The organism is Marinobacter koreensis (assembly GCF_023156285.1).
Lineage (GTDB): Bacteria > Pseudomonadota > Gammaproteobacteria > Pseudomonadales > Oleiphilaceae > Marinobacter > Marinobacter koreensis.
In genome coordinates, this window is sequence record NZ_JAKZAJ010000001.1 from 139,720 (window position 1) to 164,523 (window position 24,804).

The window sequence follows — 24,804 nt, forward strand, 5'->3', positions numbered from 1 at the left end:
TCAGGCTACCTTGAGTCTTGACCCCCGCCTTGCGCTTTGCAAGGTGAACGACGGCCTTCCCGATGGAGATGTGTAATGGCCCGATTCAACGAGGGGATACCCGCGCCCTCCGTACTGATTTTCGACTGGCACGGCACGCTGGTGGACACCCATGACGCCATGTTCAGTGCCATGGAAGAGATGCTGCCCCAGCTCGAAGAACTGGGACTGGTGGAGCGGTTGTTGCCGGAGGATCAATGCCGGACGGAAGACGATGCCCGTCTGGTTCGCTACATCCGCATCTTCCGCCGTCTGCACCCGCGGATCCTGGCGGAACGTCGGGTCTCGAGGACGGATATCTTCAATGCCATTTTCGGTGACGACAAGGACGCCAAGCTGATCGCCCACAAGGCCTACAACGCCGCTTACCGGAAGTGTTTCGGCCAGGTGAAACCCTTTCAGCCCGGCGCCTACGAATACCTGTCCGCCCTCAAGGCCATGGGCATCCGACTGGCGGTGTCCACCAATCGCAACCGGGAGTTTCTGGACAAGGAACTGAAAACCGTCGACGAGGGCCGGTGGCAACGCCTCTTCGACGCGACGGTCTGTGCGGACGACGTCACCGAATACAAGCCGGATCCGGAAGTCATCCTGAAGGCGGTGGAGAAACTGGACCTGCCGGCGGACAGCCGGGCCTGGTACGTCGGCGATAGTTATGTCGACATGCTGACGGCGCATCGGGCGGGCGTTTCCGGGGTGTTCTACAACGGAGCCTGTTGGGAGCAGGATCGTATCGAGAGCTGGTTCACCAAACGCGACGCGCCGGCCGCGATTCTGGACAGCTTCGAAGATCTGCTGGACCTGCTGGCGTTGCTGGAACGGGAGCATCCGGAGGCCTTCGAACAGGCACCAGCGGAAGTCCGGCCCAGACCCTTCCCGCCCCCCGAGCGTCCGGAACCACGAATCGAGCCGGACTGGCACCCGGCGGTGGTCAAACTGATTCGTCCTGCGGTGGTGCTGTTCGACTGGCATGCCACCCTCGTGGATACGCTCGATGCCATGTACCACGCGGTGGATGACATGCTTCCGGATTTTCACAGGCTGGGGCTCATGGATCGAATGGTGGCGCCCGAGGACAGCAAGACGGTGGAAGATGCCAGACTGGTGAGCTATGTGCGCGAATTTGCCCGTTTGCACCCCAAGGTCAAGGCCGATCGGAAAATCTCCCGCACGGACATTTTTGAGGTGCTGTTCGGTGACAACCAGGAGGCCAAGCAGGTTGCTCACAAAGCGTTCAACCATCACTACCGCAGCCATTACGGCACGGTAAAGGCCTTTGAACCCCGGGTTCGTGATGTGCTGAACGGGCTGCGGGGACTGGGCATACAGGTGGGGGTGATCACCAACCGGGACCGGGAGTTCTTCGAACACGAACTGGCAGCCGTGGAAGGTACGGGCTGGTCCCACCTGTTCGACGTGGACGTGTGCGGCGATGATACGCCCCTTCGAAAACCGCACCCGGACCAGCTATTGCTGGCGGTCCAGAAACTGGATTATCCCCCGGATCCGAGCGTGTGGTACGTGGGCGACAGTACCACCGATGTGATTGCTGCCAAGCGGGCGGGTCTGACGTCGGTATTCTTCAATGGCGCCCAGTGGGACCAGGGGTGGTTGAACAAGATCTTTCCCGGCACCCACAAACACCCGGACAAGCCGGACGTGGTGGTTAATGATTTCTCGGAGTTCTGGGCCCTGGTGCTGGCCTGTGAGGTAGGGCCTCCCTAGAGTTCCTCGATATTAACCAGCAGGCGTTCCGCTCGCCGGAGCAGCGCGGTCCGCTTGTCCGGATCCTGTTTGTCCCAGTTGCGGTACATCATGCCCATCCGGGGGTTGCTGGCAAAGTCCTCCCGGTGCCGGTTAATAAAGTGCCAGTAGAGCGCATTGAAGGGGCAGGCGTCGTCCTCGGTCGACTTGTTCACGTTGTAGTGGCAGTTGGCGCAGTGGTCTGACATGCGGTGGATGTATTTGCCGCTGGCGGCGTAAGGCTTGGAGCCGAGATAGCCGCCATCGGCGTGCATGACCATGCCCAGTACGTTAGGCAACTCCACCCAGTCGTAGGCGTCGGCGTAGACGGCCAGGTACCAGTCGCAGATTTCTTCGGGTTTTACACCAGCGAGCAACGCGAAATTGCCAGTCACCATCAGCCGCTGGATATGGTGGGCGTAGGCATTGCGCCGGGTCGCGTCGATGGCCTTGTGCATGCAACGCATCCTGGTTTCGCCGGTCCAGTAGAACCAGGGCAGGGCACGGCTGTTGCTGAGCCCGTTTTCCTGTGCGTATTCGGGCATATGCAGCCAGTAGATGCCCCGGACAAACTCGCGCCAGCCGATAATCTGGCGGATAAAGCCCTCCACTGCGTTGAGGGGCGCGCGGCCGGAATGCCAGGCCTGTGCGGCCGCCTCACAGACGGCCAGCGGGTCAAGCAGCCCGCAGTTGATGTACGGTGAGAGAATCGAGTGGAACAGCCAGTCCTCGCTGTCGGAGATGGCATCCTGAAAATCGCCGAAACAGGGCAGGGCGAAGTCGATAAAGTGCTCCAACGCCGCTTCGGCATCCTCGGGCGTGACCGCGAAGTGAAAATCGTCGGTGGTGCCGAAATGATCGGCGAAGTGCTCGTCCACCAGCTCGATGACGTCTCGCGTGATGGCGTCCGGTTCAACCCGGAAAGGCGCCGGCACCGGTGGCTTGCCGGACCACTTCTTCCGGTTGTCGGCATCGAAATTCCACTGGTCGCCTTCGGGGCCGTTCTCCGGGGTCATCAGCAGTCCGGTCTTTCGCCGCATTTCCCGGTAGAAGAACTCCATCCGCAGCTGCTTGCGTCCCTCGGCCCAGTCCGCAAATTCCTTTTTGCTGGCAATGAAGCGTCCATCGTTCCGGATCTCGACTGGAATCCCGAGCCGCCTGTGCCACTGCTCAATCTGCGCATGCAATCGCCATTCGCCGCACTCTGTGGTAATCAGTCGCTCCGCCCCGGTTTCCCGGATCTGCTCGGCAATGACGTCTTCCAGGCTCTGGTGTGGATTATCCGGGTGATAGGCCTGGTAATGCACCTCCCAGCCGGCCTCCCGCAGACGCGCGGCGAAGTGGCGCATGGCACTGAACAGCAATACCAGCTTCTTCTTGTGATGGTTGGTGTAGGAGGCTTCCTCATGCACCTCCGCCATCACAATACGGTCCCGACTGGGTTCCGCGCCGTTGAGGGCACTGATGTCTGTGGTGAGTTGATCGCCAAGAATCAGGATCAGGTTGGCCATGAGGAATGTCGTTCTCCATTTTTTGTGCTGCCCATCTTCCCCAAAGGGGGTAGCCAGAATACGCCAACGGCACAAGAGTGGTTCAGCGCCGGTACTGCTAGACTCAACCTGTGAACCAACTGACCCGCATCAACCACTGTATGGCCGGACTTCGCCATAATTGGCGCAGTTTCCGACCTTTCGATTAATCCCGACCATTCCGAGTTTTCACTATGGCTTCCGACACCGCCTTCGCTGCATCCACCAACGAGCTTCCCGCCTTTATCTGGGACGATGCCCTGATTCGCCGGTACGACCTCAGTGGTCCCCGCTATACCTCCTATCCGACGGCGGTGGAATTCACCCCGAATTACAGCGTTGAGGACATGGTAAAGGCCGCCGGCCGCAGCAAGGCTAGTGGTCGGCCGCTGTCGCTTTATACTCATCTGCCGTTCTGTGCACACCTCTGTTACTACTGTGCCTGCAACAAGGTGATCACCAAGAAGCGCGACAAGGCCATGCCCTACGTGGAGCGGGTGCTGAAAGAAGCAGCTCTCCAGGCGAAACTCTTTGGCGCGGACCGACCGGTCCAGCAGCTGCACTGGGGCGGTGGTACCCCGACCTTCCTGCCGCGGGACGTGATGCAGCATCTGATGGCCGGGTACGCCGAACTCTTTAACCTGCAATCCGGCGATGACCGGGATTACAGTGTGGAGATCGATCCCCGTGAGGTCGATCAGGACACGCTGCCAACCCTGTGGGAACTGGGTTTCAATCGCATCAGTCTGGGGGTGCAGGACGTCAATCCGAAGGTCCAGAAAGCGGTCAACCGGATCCAGCCCCGGGACATGACCGAAGCGGTGCTGAACGAGGCCCGGCGTCTCGGCTTCCGCTCGATCAATCTGGACCTGATCTACGGTTTGCCATACCAGACACCGGAAAGCTTCGCGGAGACCCTGGAGGCGGTGATCGAGATGTCACCGGACCGGCTGTCGGTGTTCAGCTACGCGCATTTGCCAGACCGGTTCTATCCACAGACCCGGATTCAGGCAGAGACCCTGCCGACGCCACAGCAGAAACTGAGCATCCTGCACAACACCATCAACCGGTTGCTGGATGCGGGCTACGAATACATCGGCATGGATCACTTTGCCAAGCCGGATGACAGTCTGGCAGTGGCGCAGCGTGAAGGTCGGTTGCACCGCAATTTCCAGGGTTATACCACCCACGCAGACTGTGATCTGGTGTCCCTGGGCGTCTCGGCCATTGGCCAGACCGACGATGCCTACTTCCAGAACAATCACGACCTGCCAGCCTGGGAGGCCGAGATCGACGCCGGCCGGCTGGCCGTTATCCGGGGCGTGGGGCTGACCCGTGACGACCGCATCCGCCGCTGGGTGATCGGCCAGCTGATCTGCCAGTTCCGGCTGGACCGTCAGCAGTTTGCCGATGTCTGGCAGGAAGACCTGGACCGATACTTCGCGGATGAGCTGACCCGGCTCAAGCCGATGGTGCAGGACGAACTCATCGCCGACGATGGTCAAACCCTTCAGGTTCAGCCGGCCGGCCGCCTGCTGATCCGGGCGATCTGCCAGATCTTCGATCTGTATCGCAAAGAGGGCGCCAGCCAGCGCTTCTCGCGGATCATCTAAGCCGGGGCAGGGGCCCGGATACAAAAAAAGGGGCTGCCGGTGGCAGCCCCTTTTGCGTTCTGGTTGGCCCGGATTTGTCAGGCCTCAGACAGTTGCGCAGGCGTTTTGAACTCGTTCGCCAGATCCTGGAGAACCCTGGCCAGGCGAGCCTGTTCGCCGGTCACCTGGGTGATTTCCTGGGATCCGGTCAACGTCAGGATGGCCGCTTCGCTGACTGATTCCATACTGCCCGCCAGTTCCCGGGTTACCGCAACCTGCTCCTCAGAGGCCGTGGCAATCTGACCGGCCATGTCCGAGATGCTGTTTACGTCGGTCAGGATGTCGGCGAAGGTCTGTTCCATCTCGTAAGCCTGCTCGCTGGTCTCATGAGCGAGCTTGTGACTTTCCATGATAGACCGGCTGGCATTGTCGGTAATCGCCTGGAAACCACCGATAATCTCTTCGATCCGGGTGGTGGATTCATGAGTCTGCTGGGCCAGGGTCCGGACTTCATCCGCAACCACCGCAAAGCCGCGACCATGTTCGCCGGCGCGGGCCGCCTCGATGGCCGCGTTGAGGGCCAGCAGGTTGGTCTGGTCCGCGACCTGACGAATGACATCCACCACGTCGCTGATGGTGGCGCTACGCTGTTCCAGTTCCTCAATCACCGCATTGACCTTCTGTACCGAGTCCGCCAGAGACCGGATACGGCGCACATTGCCATGGAGCACTTCTTCCCCTGTCCGGCTTTTCTCCATCGCACTCCGGGCGGCATCCGCCACCTGCTGGGTGTTGCGGGAGATTTCCTCGGAAGTGGCGGACATTTCTTCGGTAGCGGCGGCCACCTGCTCGATCTGCTGTTGCTGGTTTTTCACCTGGCTGGCGTTCTGCCCTGCCGTGGAACTGGTTTCCTCGGTGGCGGTTGCCAGCTGCACACTGGACCGGTCTATGTGCAGCAGGGCATTGCCGAAACGACGGAACAGTTCGTTGATGGCCTGGCCGATGACGCCCACTTCGTCCCGGCTGGAGATGTCGATTTCCTGCCGGAGGTCCTTGTTGTCCATGGCGAAACGGACACCGTTGAGCAGGTTGCCCACCTGCTGGTTGATGGCTCGGGTAATCACAACCATCAGCAGGATGACGCCAAGCACTGCGGAGCCGGCGAGCGATGCGGCCACGATCAGGCCGTCGCGGGCATCGGAGAGGCGTTGCTCGGCCAGTGACCGGATTCCGGCCAACAGTTCGCTTCGTCCCTGGTTCAGGGTACCAATGCGCAAGGTCGTGGCGTCGAACCACTCGGAGGCATCCAGGGCGTACATCCCTGCGGAACTGCTGAACAGAGTGTCGCGCTTCAGGTTCACGTCCCGACTCGCCGCTGTGTTCGCCAGGCCCTCGAGCGTCGCCCGCGAATCGGATTCCGCCGGCAACATGGCCAGTGCCTGATTGGTATAGGCTTGCTGTTCACCTGCCAAAGCAGCGATGCGTTGAAGCGCGGGCAGGCTGAAATCGCCACTGCGAATCAGCGACGCACCGGCGGCTCTTTCCCGACCGGCACGCTCCGCTGACTCCGCGAGGGCGTAATAGGCGGTGACATCGCGGACCAGTTCCGGTGCATTTGCGCGACGCAGGATCAGGGCTGTGCGGTCAATCAGCTGAGTGATCAGTGAGGTATACCGCGCGGCGGAATCGCGGGCCGATACGTCGTGGTCGTCAATGGCCCTGCGCAGGCCACCCAGATCCCGCAGTTCGGCATCCAGTGTCTGAATACTGTGTCTGACTGCCTCTGGAAGCACGGAATCGGCGGTGAGGGATTCAAGCCGGGTGTGGTACTCAGTGAGTCGGTCGTCAGTTGCCTGCCGTTGCCCCGCAAGATCGGCACTGGCCTGACGGGCGCTATCCGAACCGGGCTTGCTCGACAGATAAACCGCCGATCGGCCACGTTCCTTCTGCAGGGACTCGGTGACCGGATCCCCGATGTCCGCCAACTGGATCATGGTGTGTAACTCGCGCATATCGCGCAGCTCGCCGATGTTCACCAGAACGGTTTCACTGGCGAAGTAAAGGATGACCAACAGGGCGGGCACCATCAGGGTGATGAGCTTGCCTCGCATGGAGAGGTTGTTGATGAGTGTCATGGTTCTGTTCCAGAAAAAGTGCATCTGGCGAACATTGTCCGTGTTAATGCCGGATCACAGCTATTCGCTCGATGGGGTAGGTGAGGGGGTAGTGGACGTAATGTAAGTGTTTGTAATATAAAGATAAGTCGTTGATCTTTATTATAAGGATCGATCAGGCGTGCCATAGGGCTGGGTACCCCGAAAGGAGTAGCTGCGGCACCGGTGACAAAGGTCAAGGCACCCGGGCGGAGGGCGCGATAGGCTCCGGCCAACGCTTTCACTGGAGAACCCCATGGAGCTTGTCTGTCCGGCCGGTAGTCTTCCGGCCCTGAAAAAGGCCGTGGATCATGGTGCCGATGCGGTTTATTTCGGCTTCCGCGACAGTACCAATGCCCGCCAGTTCGCTGGCCTGAACTTCAACGACCGGCGCGCGGCTGAGGGCATCGAGTATGCCCACGCAAGAGGCTGTCGCGTGTTCTGCGCCATCAACACCTACCCCCAGCCGGACGGCTGGGAACAGTGGAAAGCGGCCGTTGATCGTGCGGCGGGCCTTGGTGTAGACGCCATTATCCTGGCGGACATGGGGTTGCTTGAATACGCCGCCAATCGACACCCCCATATCCCGCGTCATCTTTCCGTTCAGGGCTCAGCCACCAGTCACGAGGCCCTGTCGTTCTACAAAGACAATTTCGATATCCGTCGGGCGGTCCTGCCCCGGGTACTCTCACTCGACCAGGTGAAAGGCGTCGCCCGACAGAGCCCGGTCGAACTGGAGGTCTTTGCCTTCGGCAGCCTGTGCATCATGGCGGAAGGCCGGTGTTACCTGTCCTCGTATCTCACCGATGAATCTCCGAACACCCGGGGTGCCTGTTCCCCGGCCAAAGCGGTGCGCTGGGAGGAAACGCCAGACGGTCTGGAATCCCGGCTTAACGACGTGCTGATTGATCGCTACGGGCGGGGAGAGTCGGCGGGGTATCCCACGTTGTGTAAAGGGCGATTTGAGGTGGAGGGCAGTGTCTATCACGCCATCGAAGAACCGGTCAGTCTCAACACCCTGGACCTCCTGCCGGAGTTGAAGGCGCTGGGAATCAGCGCGGTGAAGATCGAAGGCCGCCAGCGAAGCCCTGCCTACATTGCCGACGTTGCCCGTACATGGCGCCAGGCCCTGGATCGGGTTCAAGCCAATCCCGATACGTTCGTCACCCAAAGCGAGTGGAATACCACGCTGGCGGGGCTTTCCGAGGGTGGCCTGACCACGATTGGCGCCTACCATCGCAAGTGGAAATAAGGATCTGCCCATTATGATGAAGCTGTCTCTTGGACCCATCCTCTGGTTCTGGTCACGGCAGTCGGTGTTCGACTTCTATGCCGAGGCCGCCGAGTGGCCCGTGGATACGATCTATCTGGGTGAAGTGGTGTGCTCCCGCCGGCGTGAACTGAAACCCGACGACTGGCTCGACCTGGCCCGGGATCTGAAAGCCTGTGGCAAGCAGGTGGTACTCTCTACGCTCACGTTGATCGAATCCGAGGCAGATCTCAGGCGCTTGCGCCGGTTCTGCGAGCAGGATGAGTTTCTGGTTGAGGCAAACGACCAGAGTGCCCTGCAGGTGGCGGTCCGCAATGGGCTGCCCTTTGTCACCGGGCCGTCCATGAACATCTACAACCTGGCCACCCTGAAGGTGCTTGCACGGCAGGGTCTGCAGGGTTGGAATCTTCCGGTGGAGCTGGGCAAGGACACACTTGGCACCCTGATCCGGGAGCTTGAGCAGGCCGGCCTGGATCTGCCTGCCGAAGTCTTCTCCTGGGGCTTCCTGCCGCTGGCCTGGTCGTCCCGGTGCTTCACCGCGCGCCACTACAATCTGCCCAAGGACAACTGCGAGTTTCGCTGTCTCCAGCACCCGGATGGCCTGGCGTTGCGTTCGCGGGAATCCCAGGAGCTGTTCCGGCTGAATGGTATTTCAACCCTCTCGGGATCCCGCTATGACCTGATGCGGGAGTTGCCGGATATGGATCGAATGGGCGTTGGTACGGTCCGCCTGAGTCCGGAACACCAGGGCATGGAAGCGGTGGTAAGACGGTTCGATCAGGTGCGTCGTGGACAACAGCCTGAAACGGATCCACTGCAACTGGTGGAGGTGCCACCCTGCAACGGGTACTGGTATGGTAAGCCGGGTATGGATCTCGTGGAGGTGAGCTGACCGATGGATATTCGTCTCAAACGTGCCTATGACTCACCGGCCCGTTCGGACGGGCCCCGTATACTCGTGGATCGTATCTGGCCGCGGGGGGTGGCGAAAGCCGACACTGACATCGCCCACTGGCTGAAAGGCCTGGCACCCTCCACCGAACTGCGCAAGTGGTTCGGTCACGATCCGGAAAAATGGCCGGAGTTCCGGGAACGGTATCTTGGGGAGCTGTCGTCCGAAGCGGCCAGTCCTGACCTGGAAACACTCAAGGGCCTGCTTGAAGAGCACGCCCGCATAACGCTGGTGTTTGCGGCCAAAGACAAGCAGCACAACAATGCCGTCGCGCTTCGTGACTTTCTTCTGAATGATCGCCTCTGACACTGGTTTGGCGAATCTCTCAGTCGCCTGACTCCATGTTGTTACATACCCGTACAGTGTTCCCTAAAAACATATATATAATATGTATTAAATAATCGAGCCGGAGTAGGACCATGGGGTTTTGGCCGTCCAGTAAACGTGCAGACGCACTTGAGGTTGAATTGTTGGCAATGCAGGACCGGCTTGCCGAGGTCTGTGATAAGAACCGCCTTCTTGAAGCTCGTCTGGACGAGGGCGACCAGGCTCTGGCACAAAGCCGTGCCGAGCTCCAGCTCAGTCAACGTCTGATGGCCGGACTCGGACAGTTCGGTTCGTCCCTGACAGCGCTCAAAGGGTCGTTCAGTGAACTGTCCGATCTGCTGGGCTCCCGTCGCAGTGAGGCCCTCAGAACCCGGGATGAGTCCGGTCAGGTGCGTGATGGCATGGCATCGCTGGTTGATCGTTTAGGTGTGGCCCGGGGAAGGGTAGCCAGTTCCGCCGGGCAGATTGAATCCCTGGAAGCCGAAACAGGGAGCATTACCTCGCTGGTGGATGTGATCGATGGTGTCTCGGATCAGACGTCGTTACTGGCGCTCAACGCAAGTATTGAAGCGGCCCGCGCCGGTGAACACGGTCGGGGCTTCAGCGTGGTGGCGACCGAAGTACGAAACCTGGCGTTCCGGGCCGGTGAGTCCACCCGGGAAATCGAGGGCGCCATCGGCCGCATTCGAGCACAGACGAAATCCGTATCCGAAGCCAGCAAGGCCAGCAGTGAAGAGATGGAAAGGCTGGCGGAGGAGGCTGAAACAGCCCGGGAGCGGCTGTTGTCGCTCATTGGTCTGGCAGACACCTCATCAGCCGCACTGGGTAACGCCGCGCTGTTGGCGGAAATTGAATTGGCCAACCTGGAAGAACTGGAGATCAAGCTGACCGTCTATCAGATCCTTGCCGGGCTTTCTGATCGCCGGTCGGACAGCCTTCCCGCTGAAGATGAGTGTCGCCTCGGCCAGTGGTACTATCAGGGTGACGGCAACGATCAATACGCCGGGCGAATGGATTTCCGGGCTATTGAGGAGCCTCATCGGCTGGTACATGTCTATGCGGCAGAGGCGGTTAATGCGCATTATGACAATCGACCCGATGATGCTTTAAAGGCATTGCAGGCGATGGAAACCAACAATCTGGATGTAATGACCCGACTGCGTCGCCTGGTTTCAGGGGCGGCCTAGTCCAGGCCCTGGCAGGACAGGCAGTTCCTGTCGGGATCGGAAAAGATGATTCAGGTCATGGAAAAGGAACCCGTTCGGATTGATGGTATAACCATATGCCTGAGTCGAGGTGCTTTATGACAGTCAACGAAGGTCTTCGCCTGATGGCAGGCGTGTTCACGCTGATTTCCATATTGCTTGCCCACTATGTCAGTCCCTATTGGCTTTTCTTCACAGCGTTCATCGCGCTGAACCTGATCCAGTCGGCGTTTACCAAATGGTGCCCGGCCATGGCGGTCCTCCGGAAACTGGGGTTCAAGGAAGAAAAGCCGGTGACGTGATCAGACCTGTTCCCGAACCAGCATGGCCTTGATATGGCCAATAGCTTTCATGGGATTGAGCCCCTTGGGGCAGTATGCGGCGCAGTTGCCAATGCCCCGGCAGCGGAACACGCTGAACGGATCTTCGAGTTTTGCCAGGCGTTCTCTTGTCGCGGTATCTCGGGAATCCACCAAAAACCGATAGGCCTGCAGCAATCCCGATGGCCCGATGTACTTTTCCGGATTCCACCACCAGGAAGGGCAGGCGGAGGTGCAGCAGGCGCAGAGAATGCATTCGTATAACCCGTCCAGCTTTGCACGGTCTTCCGGGCTCTGCAGTCTCTCGATCGAGGAGGCTGGCGTATCGTTCATCAGCCAGGGTTGCACCCGCTCGTACTGTTTGAAAAACAGTGACTGGTCTACCACCAGGTCCCGGATCACCGGCATGCCGGGCAGGGGGCGAATCTCCAGAATGTCTTTTTTGCCCAGCGCATCCGCTACCCGTGTAATACAGCCCAGACCGTTGCGGCCATTGATGCTCAATCCGTCCGAGCCACAGACGCCCTCCCGGCATGAGCGCCGGAAGGCCAGGGTGGTATCCCGCGTCTTCAGGTGTTCCAGTACATCGAGGACCATCCGGTTACGGAATACGTCATCAACTTCGATATCCTGGCTGTATGGTGTTTCATCGTGTTCTGGATTGTAACGGTAGAGTCTGACGGTAAAACCACTCATGTCCTTGCTCCCCTGCACATTGACTTGATGTGCTCAAAAAGCGCATTCAGTATAAAGGTTAGCAGATGGGCCGGTATCTTCGAGCAGCGAGGTTGGTGTATGGATAGCACTCAACGCCGAGAGTGGGACAGAATGGCTTTCGTGCAGAGTCGGGGCGGTGTCCAGGCAGCCCTTGCCTTTGCCGAGCAGGGAATTGGCCAGTACGAATCCGCCATTCGCGAGGCGGATTCCGGGGGCAACCAATACGGGGCCGCCTATCGGGTGCGGTTAGAGGCTTCAATCCGGGTCTATCGGCAGTATCTGGAGCATAAGACAATCCCCCGGAGAATTCCGGGGGATCAATGAGCCGGCGCTAGTACATCTCCAGCCTTCCAATATCCCGCGATTGCAGGCGGGCCTCGGCCTGCTGGTTGGCTGCCAGTTCCCGGAACAGAGCGGCCTCGCGGATGTTCTGGGCCAGGGAAGACCGTAGTTCGTACATGCTGGTCAGGGTCTTGTGGGCCTGAAGAATATTCTTCAGAACATCCTGGATATCCCCGCAGCCAGTGCATGCTGGGAGTCGGGTCGGAATTTTCCGCAGGTCGAACTCCTGTGAATCCACAACCCAACTATCCATCAGGTCGTCATCCGCATCCTGCAGGAAATCCTCCATTCGTTCCGCAAGGTTGTGTTCCCGGCTGGCGAGAAAGCTCAGCGCCATTTGCATCCGTTCATTGTTCTGGCGGCTTGCCAGGGTTTCGTATTGCCTTTCGAGCATCTCGTGGTATTCAGTGATCCACTCGATAACGTCTTTCAGTTGTTTGAAAGCCATGATCCGGCCCTCCGTCAGAACTGGAACCTCGGGAACAACACCTCCCGTTCCAGATAAATCTGTTCAGACAAGCTGAAATCCAGAGTTTTCAGCTCCCGGTAAAATCGCTGCCATGAACGGCATGCAGAGTCTGGAACCCGGTAGTTGCGGGTCATCCGCCGCAGTTTCCGCAGTTGTTGCCTGAGATAGGAATGCTCCTCATTCATCTGCGCGATCGGAGTATGCGGGTTGGGCGGCTGATCATGTTCCATATGCTTGAGCACATAGGCATTCTCCCGCTCAATATGATCGGCAAGCATGTACTCCAGCTTTTTAATGGCTAACGTAATGCCTTTGGGTACTTCCGGGTTGGCACGGTGAACAGCCTCGATCTTACGGGCGAGTCGATGCAGCTTGGGAAGTTGCTGCAGGTGACCGACATCGTAGCCACGCTGGATCAACTCGAGAAGCACATCGGTGTCCAGATCCTCGATGGTGGAGTGCTGGCCGCTGTTGACGATGTTCTGATAGTTCATTGCTGATTCTCCTCTCTTGCCTTAAGATATATATAAAATACATTTTAATGAGTGTCAAGAACTGTTCTCATTATGATCGGAAGCCCTGATCTATGGCATAAGGGGCAGCAACCTGGAGGAGACTACAATGAGCAGCAACAAGCCAAACACTGGCAGCGACGAAATCTGGCAACAGCATCTCAGATGGCTGGACCTGATCAGTAACGAGTGCAGGTCCAACCGGGAAAAGCGCGAGCGTGAAAAGCGCCGGAACGAGCAGCAGGGTTAGCCGTTGAGTTCCTGACATTTCGCAAAAACCGCGACATTAATTTGCTCTAAGCTGTCACGGATTGTTCTATCACTGAACTCGGGGACGGGTATAGGCATGAAGATGTCGCGGAACCAGGATTCCCAAGGCTTCGAGATCTTTCCATGGAGCCGTCACTTCGAAACGGGCCTTGAGGATATTGATGATCAGCATCGGGTGCTGGTCAATATTCTCAACCGTTTGGCGTGGCATTTTGCCTCCGGAACCCCTGAGACGGACACTGCGCATCTGCTTGATGAACTTCTTGGGTACGCTTCCTATCATTTCCGGTATGAGGAGGAGGTCTGGAGCAGAACACTGGGGCAGTCGGAGATGTGTCGGAATCACCACGACGCTCACCAGCTGTTCTTCGACCGAATTCAGTGGTTGCGTCAGAGCGAGGCCCCCGAGGAAGAGGTGCTGGCCGAGCTGTTTGATTACCTCACCCGTTGGCTGGCGTTCCATATTCTGGAATCGGATCGACGTATGGCGCTCACCGTGAAGGCGGTGGAAGCCGGCGCTCCGTTACCACAAGCTCGGGATCAGGTTGATAACGAGCTGAGCGGGCCAATGTCGATCATGGTCACGGCACTGCTGGAAATCTATGGCAGGTTGTCTACGAGTGCAATCCAGCTAATGCATGAAAAGCTGGCCAGGCAGCGAGCCGAGGACGAACTGGCACGCCTGCAGAGTGAGCGATTGCATCACGCACTCGAAATTCAGGCTCAGGATCATCAGAGGCAGATCGCTTTTCTGGCCTATTGGGATCCTCTTACCGGACTGCTGAATCGCAATGGAATCATCCGAGCGGTTCATGAGTTCCTTGAGAACGAATCCCACGAGGACAAATCTGCCGCCCTGGTATCAATCGACTTGGATAATTTCCATGAGATCAATGGCCGAGTCGGGGAAGAAGCCGCCGATCGTATGTTGGGGCTGCTTGCCCGTCGATGGCAGGACGCCTTGCCGCCAGAGGCTGCGCTGGCGCGGATTGGCGGGGACGAATTTGTCCTGCTCCTGACGGACGCCAGTCAGGTGGAATCCAGGCTGAAGGCGCTGCAGCTCACGTGTCTCCAGCCCTTCGAACTGGGTGATGCCTCAACGTCCACCACGTTTACCGCCGGCATCGTTTGCTTCCCCAGTAAGGAAACAGGTTTTGCGTCGGACGAAGCGGACATCCTTCTCCGGCAGGCCGACCACGCGCTGTTCAGGGCCAAGCAAGAGCTGAGGGGTAGCTGGCTTTTTCTGGATGTGAAAGAGCGGAAGCGCCGCACGTCCCGCCAGCGCCCGACAAACTGACGCAATGGTTGGCCCACTGGAAGCCCTTTCCGCAATGGACCCGTTCAGACCGGCCCTGACCAATCCAGGCTGTCCAGCAGGTTTTTCAGCCCCAGACCCAGCTCGGTGTCGCCTTCAATGACCAGCCTGCGCTGAAAGAACAGCTGATCGGGATCCTGCTCGCGCCGGGCCAGTTTTCTGAAGGCGGAAACGGAGCCCCGGATGGTGGCCTCTCCCGGACCGTCAATGACCCTGAGTCGGCCGGCCCAGAATCCCAGGGTGAGGCCAGGCTGGCCGCCAGAGATTTCAAGCCGGATTCGCCGGCCCTCAAATTCGTCAAACTCGCCTTCAGCAATCGCTTCGGCGAACATCCGGTTCAAAGGGGCTTCGGCGATCAGTTGCTTAATGGGGACGGGAACACTGCGATCAACGGCGGCAAACAGGGGGCTGGAGGAGGGCAGGTATGCCTGTGCGACTGCGTTGGCCTGCCGGAACAGTGAAGTACAAACGATGTCGTCATGAAGTTTCTGAAGCCTGACAAGGCCCGGGGGCCGGGGTAGGGAGGTCATGGAGGGCAGGGACAGGTTCATGGGACAACTCCGGGCGTTGGTGGAAACGCCCAGAGTAATCCGGAATCGGCCCGATTGGTTTGATATAACTCAGGCCTTGTGCAGCCCTTCTTCCACGGCCCACACCGCGACCTCAACCCGGGAGCGCAGGTTGAGTTTCTTGAGCAGGTGCTTCACGTGAACCTTTACGGTGCCATCGCTGATGTCCAGCTTGCGGCCGATCATCTTGTTGGATAGGCCCTCGGCAATGAGCCGGAGAATGTCTTTTTCCCGCGGTGTCAGACTGTCGAAATCCGGGCGCGTGCTGGCCTGTGGCTTGTTGGAGCGCAGTGCTTCCGCCAGCAGCGTAGTCAGGCGATCGCTGATGACCATCTTGCCGACAGCCGCCTGGTGCAGCTGAGCGATCATGTCCTCCGGCTCCATGTCCTTGAGCAGGTAGCCATCGGCACCGGCTCTCAGCGCGGCCACCACATCGTCTTCCTGGTCGGAAACCGTAAACATGACAATGCGGGATCCCACGTTCTGCTCGCGCAGCTTTCGCAGTGCCTCAATGCCATCCATCTCCGGCATGTTCAGGTCCATCAGGATCAGGTCGGGTTCCAGTTCGGTCGCCAGGCGGATGCCGTCGGCGGCATTGCTGGCCTCGCCGATCACTTCAATATCTTCTTCCATGTCCACCAGTTGTTTGATGCCCTGGCGGAGCAGCGGGTGGTCGTCGATCAGCAGAATACTCGCAGGTGAATCAGACATGGTTGCTCTCTTGTTGTCAGGCACTGGATGCTTCCGTGGAAATGAGATTCCGGCTCTTGGGCACAAATATTAGCGTGACTTCCACGCCGCCTTCATCCCGGTTGCGTACTTTGACCTGTCCGCCCAGCGTTCGGGCGCGGTCTTCCATGATGATCAGGCCGTAGTGGTTGACCGGCTGATCGCCCCCGGGGAGGCCTTTGCCGTTGTCGAGGATCCGTACCCGGACCCGCGGTGATTCGAATAACACTTCCACCGAAATATCCGTTGCTTCCGCGTGCTTTACCGCGTTGGCCAGACCCTCGCGCACAATCTGCAGGGTATGAATTTCTTCGTTGGGGGACAACGTCTGCTGGGGCAGGTTGTAATAAAGTTTGACCGGCTTACCGAGGCGCTCGGAGAACTCGTCGATGGTCTTGTGAAGCGCGGTGGACAGGTCGGGCGTGTCCAGCTTGAGCCGGAAGGTTGCCAGCAATTCGCGCAGTTGACGGTAGGCGCTGTTCAGCCCGGTGCTCAGCTCATCCAGGATGGCGTCGTGGGCTTCCTTCTGCTCGCCGTTGATCTCCAGACGGCGAAGTCGCGCCACCTGCATTTTCAGGTAGGACAGGGATTGCGCCAGCGAGTCGTGGAGCTCCCGGGCGATGACCGTACGTTCTTCAGCCAGGGTCATCTGTTGTTCTTCGGTGATCTGCCGCTCCAGGAAGATCGCCGTTGCCAACTGGTCGCTCAGGGTTTCAAGCAGGCGCCTGGCGGTGTCCGACAGCCCCTTGTCGGCGGGATACCAGATTTCCAGCGTACCCAGCAGTATGCCCGGCGTGCGTATCGGCAAAAGCAGCCGACGCCCGTCGTTTTCTTCCACGGGCATCGTGTCGTATTGCTCCGGTGTGACCAGACACGCGTTGCAGTGGTGATCCCGGCAGTAGAAGGGGCGCTCGCGGGTGGCCGTGGTCACGGCCTTGACCGGCTCCGACGATTCCCGGTCATGCAGGTACATATGAATCGGGCCAATGCCCAGGAGCAGTTCGAGTTCCTGTAACATCGGGACAGCCCCGTTACACAGATCGTGGTTGGCAAACAGGTTGCGGCTTGAGGAGTGCAACAGCTCCAGTGCGGCATGACTCCGTTCCAGTTCCTCGGTTTTTGCCATCACCCGCTGTTCAAGCTCCTGATAGGTCAATGCCAGGTCGCTGGTCATCTGGTCGAACGCCTGGCCCAGATGGGCCAGTTCGTCGGACCCGGGAAGGTCGGCCCGCTGGGAAAAATCCTTCTCGCCAACCGCGACGGCAATGCGGACCAGCTTTCTAAGTGGCCGCAATACCCGGTTTTTCAGATCGATGAACAGGGCAAACGCGATCAGGATGGAGAACGTCAGACTGATCACCTGAATCAGGTGCAGCAGGTCGATGCGGGCTTCGGTCCGTTGTTCCAGCATTTTTACCAGGGCATCCACCTGCTGGACGTAGTGGCTGGCGGCCGCCAGCATCTCAGGCTCAATAGCAGTGCCGATCTCATGCTGGCTCAGCGCCGGCCTCAGGTTTTGATGCCACGCGGCGAGAATGTCCTGGTATTGCTGGCTCAGGGGATGATCACTGCGCTTCGGAATCGCGCGGGTCAGGGCCGGATTGGACAGTTGACTGGCGTACTGGTCCAGCAGGTCACTGAATGCCGGTTCTGCACCGGTATCTGAGGGGGCCGTAGCGGAGCGGGAGAGTATATGAAAAGCTCCCATCCGGAGTGCGCCGGCCAGGTTGATGGCGGTGGCGTTACCCTCGATGCTTTTCGAAACCGCCAGGGTCACACCCATGCTGACCACGGCGGTCAGCACGATGGCGCCCACCACAATGGCAATTCGATTGACCAGGGATTTTCTGGAATTCATGTTCACACCGGCCTGCAGATGTTGATTCCGTGCGATGACGGCAACCCTCCCATTATGCAGGGAGAGTGTCGCCGCTCATACCTCTTTGAGGATAGTCATTTACCCCGATAGTCGATAACCCATCATAGTCTTTGACCATTTTTCAGGCAAAAGATGAAATTAGAAGACAAGTTTTCAGGAAAAGGCTATGAGGACCGAAGAGGATCTGGACGACGAGAGAATGACATCGCTGGCCGTGGTTCTGCCTCTGGCGCTATTCGGTTTTGTCATTGCGGCCGGGTGCTGGACGCTGTTTGCGGTGGCGGGTGTGCACTTGCGTCAGGAATTGCAACTCAGCAGCGTCCAGTTCGGCGTTCTGCTGGCAGTGCCCATGGCGGTCAGTGCCCTGCTGGCTGTCCCCGCCGGCCTGGCGGCCCGACGTCTGGGGGCCCGGAAAGTCATGCTGTTTTGCCTCGGCGGGCTGGCGCTGTGCATGCTGCTAATGCTGACCGCCGATTCTTTCGCGGGGTATCTTCTGATCGCCAGTGGCCTGGGCCTGGCCGGCGGTTTTTACAGCGCCGGGCTGCAGTTTATCACCCGCTACTGTGACGTCAAACGTCTGGGGCTGGCGCTTGGCGTGTTTGGCTCCGGCGTTACTGGTGCCGGATTCAATTATTACCTCGTCCCTCTTTTCCACGAGGCGTTTTCCTGGCAGGGGGTGCCGCTTGCCTATCTGATCGTGCTTCTGCTCGTTCTGATCCTGCTGATCATGCTGACCTCGCCCGAGGACTCCATCGGCGAGGAAGGGGCGGATGAGCCCCTTTGGGTGCTGTTCGGCAAGCTGAAGGAGCGGCATATCTGGAGCCACTGCGTCTATTTCGGCATGGTGGCCGGCAGCTTTTTTTCCCTGGCACTGTGGATGCCGGATTATCTCTCCTCCCAGTTTCGCCTGTCGGTGGGGTCCGGCGCCCATCTTGCCCAATGGTTCGTGATCCCGGGTGCCCTGGCTCAGATCCTTGGCGGTGGCCTGTCGGACCGGTTCGGCAGCCTGACAGTCATCAGCCGGTCACTCATGATCTGCCTGCTGGCGCTGTTTGTGCTGTCGTACCCACCCATGACGCTCTCCATCCACGGTATCGAGGCCATTATCACGGTGGAGTATGCGCTGCCCATGGTCATCGAACGCCTGTTCGTCCTCATTCTCGGGCTTGCCCTGGGGTGCGCAATGGGCGGCCTCCAGCGTCTCGTCATCCTGGACAACCGGCACGCTGCATCCTTTATCGCGGGGCTGCTTCTGGTGGCTGCCTGTTTTGTGGCCTTTGCCCTGCCGCTGATCTTCGGCGCGGTGAACCACTGGCTGGGCATTCGCAGCGCCGTGTTCATGATTCTGTTCCTGCTCCTCAGCCTCTGCTTGCTGCTGTTTTCCCGGGACAGCCGTCATCGGGAACGCATGAACCTTCTCCATCCGGGGATATAGGCGATCTACCCAATGGGGGGTAGAGCCCGGTTATGTAGTAGTAACCATGCAGATTTCGAGGGTTCTCTCTCCCACAATGGCTCTAAATCAGAGCGATCCGTAGAACGGAGAGAGACCATGAGTCATTTGATCGACAAACTGAACTACTTCAGGAAGACGCGCGAGCCCTTTGCCAACGGCCACGGCGAAACCCACGAAGTCAATCGGGATTGGGAAAACAGCTATCGCCAGCGTTGGCAGCACGACAAGATTGTGCGTTCCACCCACGGCGTGAATTGCACCGGCTCCTGCAGCTGGAAAATCTACGTCAAGAACGGTCTGGTTACCTGGGAAACCCAGCAGACAGACTACCCCCGTACCCGCCCCGATCTTCCCAACCACGAGCCCCGCGGCTGCCCCCGTGGCGCCAGCTACTCCTGGTATATGTACAGCGCCAACCGGCTGAAGTACCCGCTGATGCGCAAGCACCTGATGAAACTCTGGCGGGCGGCAAAAGTTGAGCACAAGGATCCAGTGGATGCCTGGGCGTCGATTGTTGAAGATCCCAAGAAAACGGAGGAATACAAGCCCCGCCGGGGTATGGGCGGTTTCGTGCGTTCCAGCTGGGACGAAGTCAACGAGTTGATTGGCGCCTCCAACGTCTACACGGCCAAGAAGTACGGCCCGGACCGCATCATCGGCTTCTCGCCGATTCCGGCCATGTCCATGGTGTCCTATGCTTCCGGCGCCCGCTACCTCTCCTTGATCGGCGGTGTCTGCCTGAGCTTCTATGACTGGTACTGCGACCTGCCGCCGGCGTCACCGCAAACCTGGGGTGAGCAGACCGACGTGCCGGAATCCGCCGACTGGTACAACTCCGGCTACATCATCGCCTGGGGTTCCAATGTGCCCCAGACCCGGACCCCGGATGCCCACTTCTTTACCGAAGTCCGTTACAAAGGCACCAAGACCGTCGCCATTACTCCGGACTACGCAGAAGTCTCCAAACTCTCCGATGAGTGGATGAACCCCAAGCAGGGCACCGATGCCGCCCTTGGCATGGCCATGGGCCATGTGATCCTGAAGGAATTCCACGTTGACAAGCCCAGCGCGTATTTCACCGACTACGTGCGCCGTTACACCGACATGCCGTACCTGGTCATGCTGGAGCAACGGGATGACGGTCGTTATGTACCCGGCCGGTTCCTGCGTGCCAGTGACCTGGTGGATGGCCTGGGCGAGGAAAACAACCCCGAGTGGAAAACCATCGCCATCGACGAGACGTCCGGTGAACTGACCGCACCGAACGGCTCCATCGGTTACCGTTGGGGTGAGAAGGGCAACTGGAACCTGAAACAGACCGCGAAGGGCGCGGACGTCAGTCTGCAGCTGTCCCTGGTGGAGAAGCACGACGAGGTGGTGGATGTCGCCTTCCCGTACTTTGGTGGCATCGAACACGACCACTTCCAGCACGTTGAAATCAGCGACACCCTGACCCACAAGCTCGGCAGCCGAAAGGTCAAGCTCGCCGATGGCTCCGAAGGTCACGTGGTCACCGTTTATGACCTGATGGTCGCCAACTACGGCATCAGCCGCGGCCTGGGCGACGATGACGGCGCTACCTCCTACGACGAGATCAAGCCCTATACCCCGGCCTGGCAGGAAAAGATCACCGGTGTACCCGCCGAGAAGGTGATCCGCATTGCCCGTGAGTTTGCCGACAACGCAGACAAGACCAAGGGCCGTTCCATGGTCATCGTCGGTGCCGGTATGAACCACTGGTACCACATGGACATGAATTACCGCGGTCTGATCAACATGCTGATCATGTGTGGCTGTATTGGTCAGAGTGGGGGCGGTTGGGCTCACTACGTTGGCCAGGAAAAACTGCGCCCGCAGACTGGCTGGCAACCGCTGGCGTTTGGCCTGGACTGGCAGCGCCCGCCTCGCCACATGAACGGCACGTCCTTCTTTTATGCTCATTCGGGCCAGTGGCGCTATGAAAAACTGGGTGTGGACGAAATCCTGTCGCCGCTGGCGGACAAGGCGAAATTCGGCGGCAGTCTGATCGATTACAACGTGCGTGCCGAGCGCATGGGCTGGCTGCCGTCGGCACCACAGCTCAACCGTAACCCGCTGGGTATTGCCGCCGAGGCCGAAAAAGCCGGCATGGAAGTGGCTGACTATGTGTCGCAATCCATGAAAGATGGCTCCCTGGCGTTTGCCAGTGAGGATCCGGAAGCGCCTCAGAACCACCCGCGCAACATGTTTATCTGGCGCTCCAACCTGCTGGGTTCCTCCGGGAAGGGGCATGAATACATGCTCAAGTATCTGCTGGGCACCAAGAGTGGCCTGCAGGGCAAGGATCTGGGCCAGGAAGGTGGCGCCAAGCCGAACGAAGTCAAATGGCACGACGAGGCGCCGGAAGGCAAGCTCGATCTGCTGGTGACCCTGGACTTCCGCATGTCCACCACCTGCCTGTATTCAGACATCGTTCTGCCGACCGCCACCTGGTATGAGAAGAACGATCTGAACACCTCGGACATGCACCCGTTCATTCACCCGCTGACTGCCGCCACGGATCCGGCCTGGGAAGCCCGCAGTGACTGGGAAATCTACAAGGGCATCGCTAAATCCTTCTCCAAAGCCGCCGAGGGCCATCTGGGCGTCGAGAAAGACGTGGTGACCCTGCCATTGCTGCACGACGCGCCGGCCGAACTGGGCCAGCCGTTCGACGTGAAGGACTGGAAGAAAGGCGAATGTGACCTGATTCCGGGCAAAACCGCGCCCAACTTTATCACCGTTGAGCGGGATTACCCGAACACCTACGCCCGCTTCACCTCCCTCGGTCCGCTGATGGACAAGCTGGGTAACGGTGGCAAGGGCATCAACTGGAACACCGAGAAGGAAGTCAATTTCCTCAAGAACCTGAACTACACCCATATTGAGGGGGCCAACGCGGGCCGTCCCAAGATTGAGTCGGCCATCGACGCGGCGGAAGTGATCCTGACGCTGGCGCCGGAGACCAATGGCCAGGTGGCCGTGAAAGCCTGGGCCGCGCTGTCCGAATTTACCGGTCTGGATCACACCCATCTGGCCACCAACAAGGAAGAGGAGAAAATCCGCTTCCGGGACATCGTCGCGCAGCCCCGAAAAATCATCTCCAGCCCGACCTGGTCCGGCCTGGAAGACGAGCATGTGTCCTACAACGCCGGTTATACCAACGTGCATGAGTTGATCCCCTGGCGGACCCTGACCGGGCGTCAGCAGTTCTACCAGGATCACGAGTGGATGCGTGCGTTTGGCGAGAGCCTGCTGGTGTACCGCCCGCCAATCAACACCAAAACCGTGTCCCACATGCTGAACCAGCGTAGCAACGGCAACCCGGAAAAGGCCCTGAACTGGATCACCCCGCACCAGAAATGGGGTATTCACAGCACCTACAGCGACAACCTGCTGATGCTGACCCTGTCCCGCGGTGGACCGATTGTCTGGCTGAGTGAAGACGACGCCAGGGAACTGAGCATCGAGGACAACGACTGGATCGAGCTGTTCAACGCCAACGGTGCTATTGCGGCCCGGGCGGTGGTGAGCCAGCGGGTCATGCCGGGCATGGTGATGATGTACCACGCCCAGGAGCGGATCGTGAATATTCCGGGCTCCGAGATTACCGGCACCCGGGGCGGCATCCACAACTCGGTCACGCGGGTGTGCCCGAAGCCGACCCACATGATTGGTGGTTATGCCCAGTACTCCTACGGCTTCAACTACTACGGCACCGTAGGCTCCAACCGCGACGAATTCGTGGTGGTTCGCAGGATGCACAACGTTAACTGGCTTGATGGCGAAGGCAATGACACCGTTCAGGAGGCTGTAAAATGAAAATCCGTTCCCAAGTCGGCATGGTACTGAACCTGGACAAGTGCATTGGTTGCCATACCTGTTCAGTGACCTGCAAGAACGTCTGGACCAGCCGGGAAGGCATGGAATACGCCTGGTTCAACAACGTCGAAACCAAACCCGGTATCGGTTACCCGAAGGAATGGGAGAACCAGGACAAATGGAAAGGCGGCTGGATGCGCGACAACTCCGGCAAGATCCGCCCGAAGATCGGCGGCCGTTTCCGGGTGCTGGCGAACATCTTCGCCAACCCCGACCTGCCGGAAATCGACGACTACTATGAGCCGTTTGACTTCGATTACCAGCACCTGCACACCGCTGGCGACAGCAAGCACCAGCCGATTGCCCGGCCGCGCTCGCTGATCTCCGGCCAGCGCATGCAGAAAATCGAATGGGGCCCGAACTGGGAAGAAATTCTCGGTACCGAGTTCGCCAAACGCCGCAAGGACAAGAACTTTGACCAGGTGCAGGCGGATATCTACGGCCAGTTCGAGAACACCTTCATGATGTACCTGCCGCGCCTGTGCGAGCACTGCCTGAACCCGGCCTGTGTCGCCAGTTGCCCGAGCGGTGCCATCTACAAGCGGGAAGAGGACGGCATCGTCCTGATCGATCAGGACAAGTGCCGCGGCTGGCGCATGTGCGTCTCCGGCTGCCCGTACAAGAAGATCTACTTCAACTGGAAAACCGGCAAGTCCGAGAAGTGCATCTTCTGCTACCCGCGCATCGAAGCGGGCATGCCGACCGTGTGCTCCGAAACCTGTGTTGGCCGGATCCGTTACCTCGGCGTCCTGCTGTACGACGCCGACCGCATCGAGGAAGTGGCCAGCGCCCCGGGTGAGCAGGAGCTCTACGAGAAGCAGCTGGAGATCTTCCTGGACCCGTTCGACCCGAAAGTGATCGAGCAGGCGAAAAAGGACGGCATCCCGATGAATGTCATCGAAGCCGCCCAGAGAAGCCCGGTCTACAAGATGGCGGTGGACTGGAAACTGGCCCTGCCGCTGCACCCGGAATACCGCACCCTGCCGATGGTCTGGTACGTGCCGCCGCTCAGCCCGATCCAGTCGGCGGCCGAAGCCGGCAAGGTGGAGTTCGACGGCGTACTGCCGAAGATCGAAAGCCTGCGGATTCCGGTGAAATACCTGGCCAACCTGCTGACCGCCGGCGACGAGAAACCCATCGTGCGCGCGCTCAAGCGGATCATGGCCATGCGTCTGTACAAGCGGGCGGAAACCGTGGAAGGCCGGGAAGACCTGCGGGCCCTTGAGGAAGCCGGCCTGAGCAAGGCGCAGGCGGACGAAATGTACCGCTACCTGGCCATTGCCAACTATGAGGACCGCTTCGTGATCCCCACCAGCCACCGCGAACTGGCCAAGGAAGCCTTCCCGGATGCCACCGCATACGGCGAGCGTAACGGCTGCGGCTTCAGCTTCGGTGATGGTTGCAACGGTGACAGCAAATTCAACATGTTCGGTGGCCGCAAGCAGACCACCAGCATGGTGCAGAAACTGTCCACCGTGAAGCAGGTTGATCCGAAACAGCTACAGGAATAAGGAGG

Annotated in this window: 21 protein-coding genes; 13 read left to right on the forward strand and 8 right to left on the reverse strand. The window is 59.2% G+C overall.

Annotation, left to right across the window (positions count from 1 at the left end):
• Positions 1–75: 75 nt before the first annotated feature.
• Positions 76–1,764, forward strand: a complete 1,689-nt coding sequence (locus MLD04_RS00665; protein ID WP_248153692.1) for an HAD family hydrolase — start codon at positions 76–78, stop codon at positions 1,762–1,764.
• On the opposite strand, the gene MLD04_RS00670 is transcribed toward MLD04_RS00665, so the two are convergent.
• A complete protein-coding gene (locus tag MLD04_RS00670) occupies positions 1,761–3,293 on the reverse strand; it encodes a cryptochrome/photolyase family protein (RefSeq protein WP_248153694.1) in 1,533 nt (510 codons plus the stop codon). The two genes, MLD04_RS00665 and MLD04_RS00670, sit on opposite strands and share 4 nt — an antisense overlap.
• Before the next feature lie 212 nt (positions 3,294–3,505).
• On the opposite strand from MLD04_RS00670, the gene hemN reads away from it, so the two are divergent.
• Positions 3,506–4,924, forward strand: coding sequence for an oxygen-independent coproporphyrinogen III oxidase (gene hemN / locus MLD04_RS00675; protein ID WP_248153698.1), 1,419 nt, complete (start codon positions 3,506–3,508; stop codon positions 4,922–4,924).
• A 77-nt stretch (positions 4,925–5,001) separates the two neighbouring features.
• Here hemN and MLD04_RS00680 read toward each other — a convergent pair whose 3' ends face one another.
• Positions 5,002–7,038: a methyl-accepting chemotaxis protein gene (locus MLD04_RS00680; RefSeq protein WP_248153700.1), complete on the reverse strand. Its 2,037-nt coding sequence runs from the start codon at positions 7,036–7,038 to the stop codon at positions 5,002–5,004.
• 274 nt (positions 7,039–7,312) lie between these two features.
• On the opposite strand from MLD04_RS00680, the gene ubiU reads away from it, so the two are divergent.
• From ubiU to MLD04_RS00705, 5 genes are all read left to right on the forward strand, one after another.
• The gene (gene ubiU, locus MLD04_RS00685) at positions 7,313–8,308 is read left to right on the forward strand and encodes a ubiquinone anaerobic biosynthesis protein UbiU (protein WP_248153702.1); all 996 of its coding nucleotides are present in this window, start codon (positions 7,313–7,315) and stop codon (positions 8,306–8,308) included.
• A gap of 13 nt (positions 8,309–8,321) precedes the next feature.
• Positions 8,322–9,218 carry a U32 family peptidase gene (locus tag MLD04_RS00690; protein WP_248153704.1) on the forward strand — a complete coding sequence of 299 codons (897 nt, stop codon included), beginning with the start codon at positions 8,322–8,324 and terminating at the stop codon, positions 9,216–9,218.
• Between the two features lie 3 nt (positions 9,219–9,221).
• A complete protein-coding gene (locus MLD04_RS00695; protein ID WP_248153706.1) occupies positions 9,222–9,584 on the forward strand; it encodes a DUF488 domain-containing protein in 363 nt (120 codons plus the stop codon).
• Positions 9,585–9,697: 113 nt separating this feature from the next.
• Entirely contained in the window at positions 9,698–10,792 is a 1,095-nt protein-coding gene (locus MLD04_RS00700; RefSeq protein WP_248153708.1) for a methyl-accepting chemotaxis protein, read from the forward strand.
• Positions 10,793–10,908: 116 nt separating this feature from the next.
• Positions 10,909–11,112, forward strand: a complete 204-nt coding sequence (locus MLD04_RS00705; RefSeq protein ID WP_248153710.1) for a YgaP family membrane protein — start codon at positions 10,909–10,911, stop codon at positions 11,110–11,112.
• Here MLD04_RS00705 and MLD04_RS00710 read toward each other — a convergent pair whose 3' ends face one another.
• On the reverse strand, positions 11,113–11,826 hold the full coding sequence (locus MLD04_RS00710; protein WP_248153712.1) for a succinate dehydrogenase iron-sulfur subunit: 714 nt from the start codon (positions 11,824–11,826) through the stop codon (positions 11,113–11,115). It lies immediately after the preceding gene.
• Positions 11,827–11,958: 132 nt separating this feature from the next.
• Between MLD04_RS00710 and MLD04_RS00715 the strand changes: the two genes are divergently transcribed.
• Positions 11,959–12,171, forward strand: coding sequence for a hypothetical protein (locus tag MLD04_RS00715; RefSeq protein WP_248153714.1), 213 nt, complete (start codon positions 11,959–11,961; stop codon positions 12,169–12,171).
• 7 nt (positions 12,172–12,178) lie between these two features.
• On the opposite strand, the gene MLD04_RS00720 is transcribed toward MLD04_RS00715, so the two are convergent.
• Together MLD04_RS00720 and MLD04_RS00725 are read right to left on the reverse strand one after the other, a co-directional pair.
• On the reverse strand, positions 12,179–12,637 hold the full coding sequence (locus tag MLD04_RS00720) for a hypothetical protein (RefSeq protein ID WP_248153716.1): 459 nt from the start codon (positions 12,635–12,637) through the stop codon (positions 12,179–12,181).
• Between the two features lie 14 nt (positions 12,638–12,651).
• Positions 12,652–13,152 (reverse strand): hemerythrin domain-containing protein, encoded by a 501-nt coding sequence (locus MLD04_RS00725; protein ID WP_248153719.1) that lies wholly within the window; start codon positions 13,150–13,152, stop codon positions 12,652–12,654.
• A 127-nt stretch (positions 13,153–13,279) separates the two neighbouring features.
• On the opposite strand from MLD04_RS00725, the gene MLD04_RS00730 reads away from it, so the two are divergent.
• A complete protein-coding gene (locus tag MLD04_RS00730; protein ID WP_248153721.1) occupies positions 13,280–13,420 on the forward strand; it encodes a hypothetical protein in 141 nt (46 codons plus the stop codon).
• Positions 13,421–13,516: 96 nt separating this feature from the next.
• Positions 13,517–14,737 (forward strand): GGDEF domain-containing protein, encoded by a 1,221-nt coding sequence (locus MLD04_RS00735; protein ID WP_248153724.1) that lies wholly within the window; start codon positions 13,517–13,519, stop codon positions 14,735–14,737.
• Positions 14,738–14,781: 44 nt separating this feature from the next.
• On the opposite strand, the gene ubiT is transcribed toward MLD04_RS00735, so the two are convergent.
• From ubiT to MLD04_RS00750, 3 genes are all read right to left on the reverse strand, one after another.
• Entirely contained in the window at positions 14,782–15,306 is a 525-nt protein-coding gene (gene ubiT, locus MLD04_RS00740; RefSeq protein WP_248153726.1) for a ubiquinone anaerobic biosynthesis accessory factor UbiT, read from the reverse strand.
• A gap of 69 nt (positions 15,307–15,375) precedes the next feature.
• Positions 15,376–16,035: a two-component system response regulator NarL gene (gene narL / locus MLD04_RS00745; RefSeq protein WP_248153729.1), complete on the reverse strand. Its 660-nt coding sequence runs from the start codon at positions 16,033–16,035 to the stop codon at positions 15,376–15,378.
• A gap of 16 nt (positions 16,036–16,051) precedes the next feature.
• The gene (locus MLD04_RS00750) at positions 16,052–17,911 is read right to left on the reverse strand and encodes a histidine kinase (protein WP_248153732.1); all 1,860 of its coding nucleotides are present in this window, start codon (positions 17,909–17,911) and stop codon (positions 16,052–16,054) included.
• A 187-nt stretch (positions 17,912–18,098) separates the two neighbouring features.
• On the opposite strand from MLD04_RS00750, the gene MLD04_RS00755 reads away from it, so the two are divergent.
• From MLD04_RS00755 to narH, 3 genes are all read left to right on the forward strand, one after another.
• Positions 18,099–19,367 (forward strand): MFS transporter, encoded by a 1,269-nt coding sequence (locus MLD04_RS00755; RefSeq protein ID WP_248153734.1) that lies wholly within the window; start codon positions 18,099–18,101, stop codon positions 19,365–19,367.
• 117 nt (positions 19,368–19,484) lie between these two features.
• Positions 19,485–23,228 (forward strand): nitrate reductase subunit alpha, encoded by a 3,744-nt coding sequence (locus MLD04_RS00760; protein WP_248153737.1) that lies wholly within the window; start codon positions 19,485–19,487, stop codon positions 23,226–23,228.
• Positions 23,225–24,799 (forward strand): nitrate reductase subunit beta, encoded by a 1,575-nt coding sequence (gene narH, locus MLD04_RS00765; protein WP_248153739.1) that lies wholly within the window; start codon positions 23,225–23,227, stop codon positions 24,797–24,799. The genes MLD04_RS00760 and narH overlap by 4 nt, the downstream gene beginning before the upstream one ends.
• Positions 24,800–24,804 lie beyond the last annotated feature (5 nt).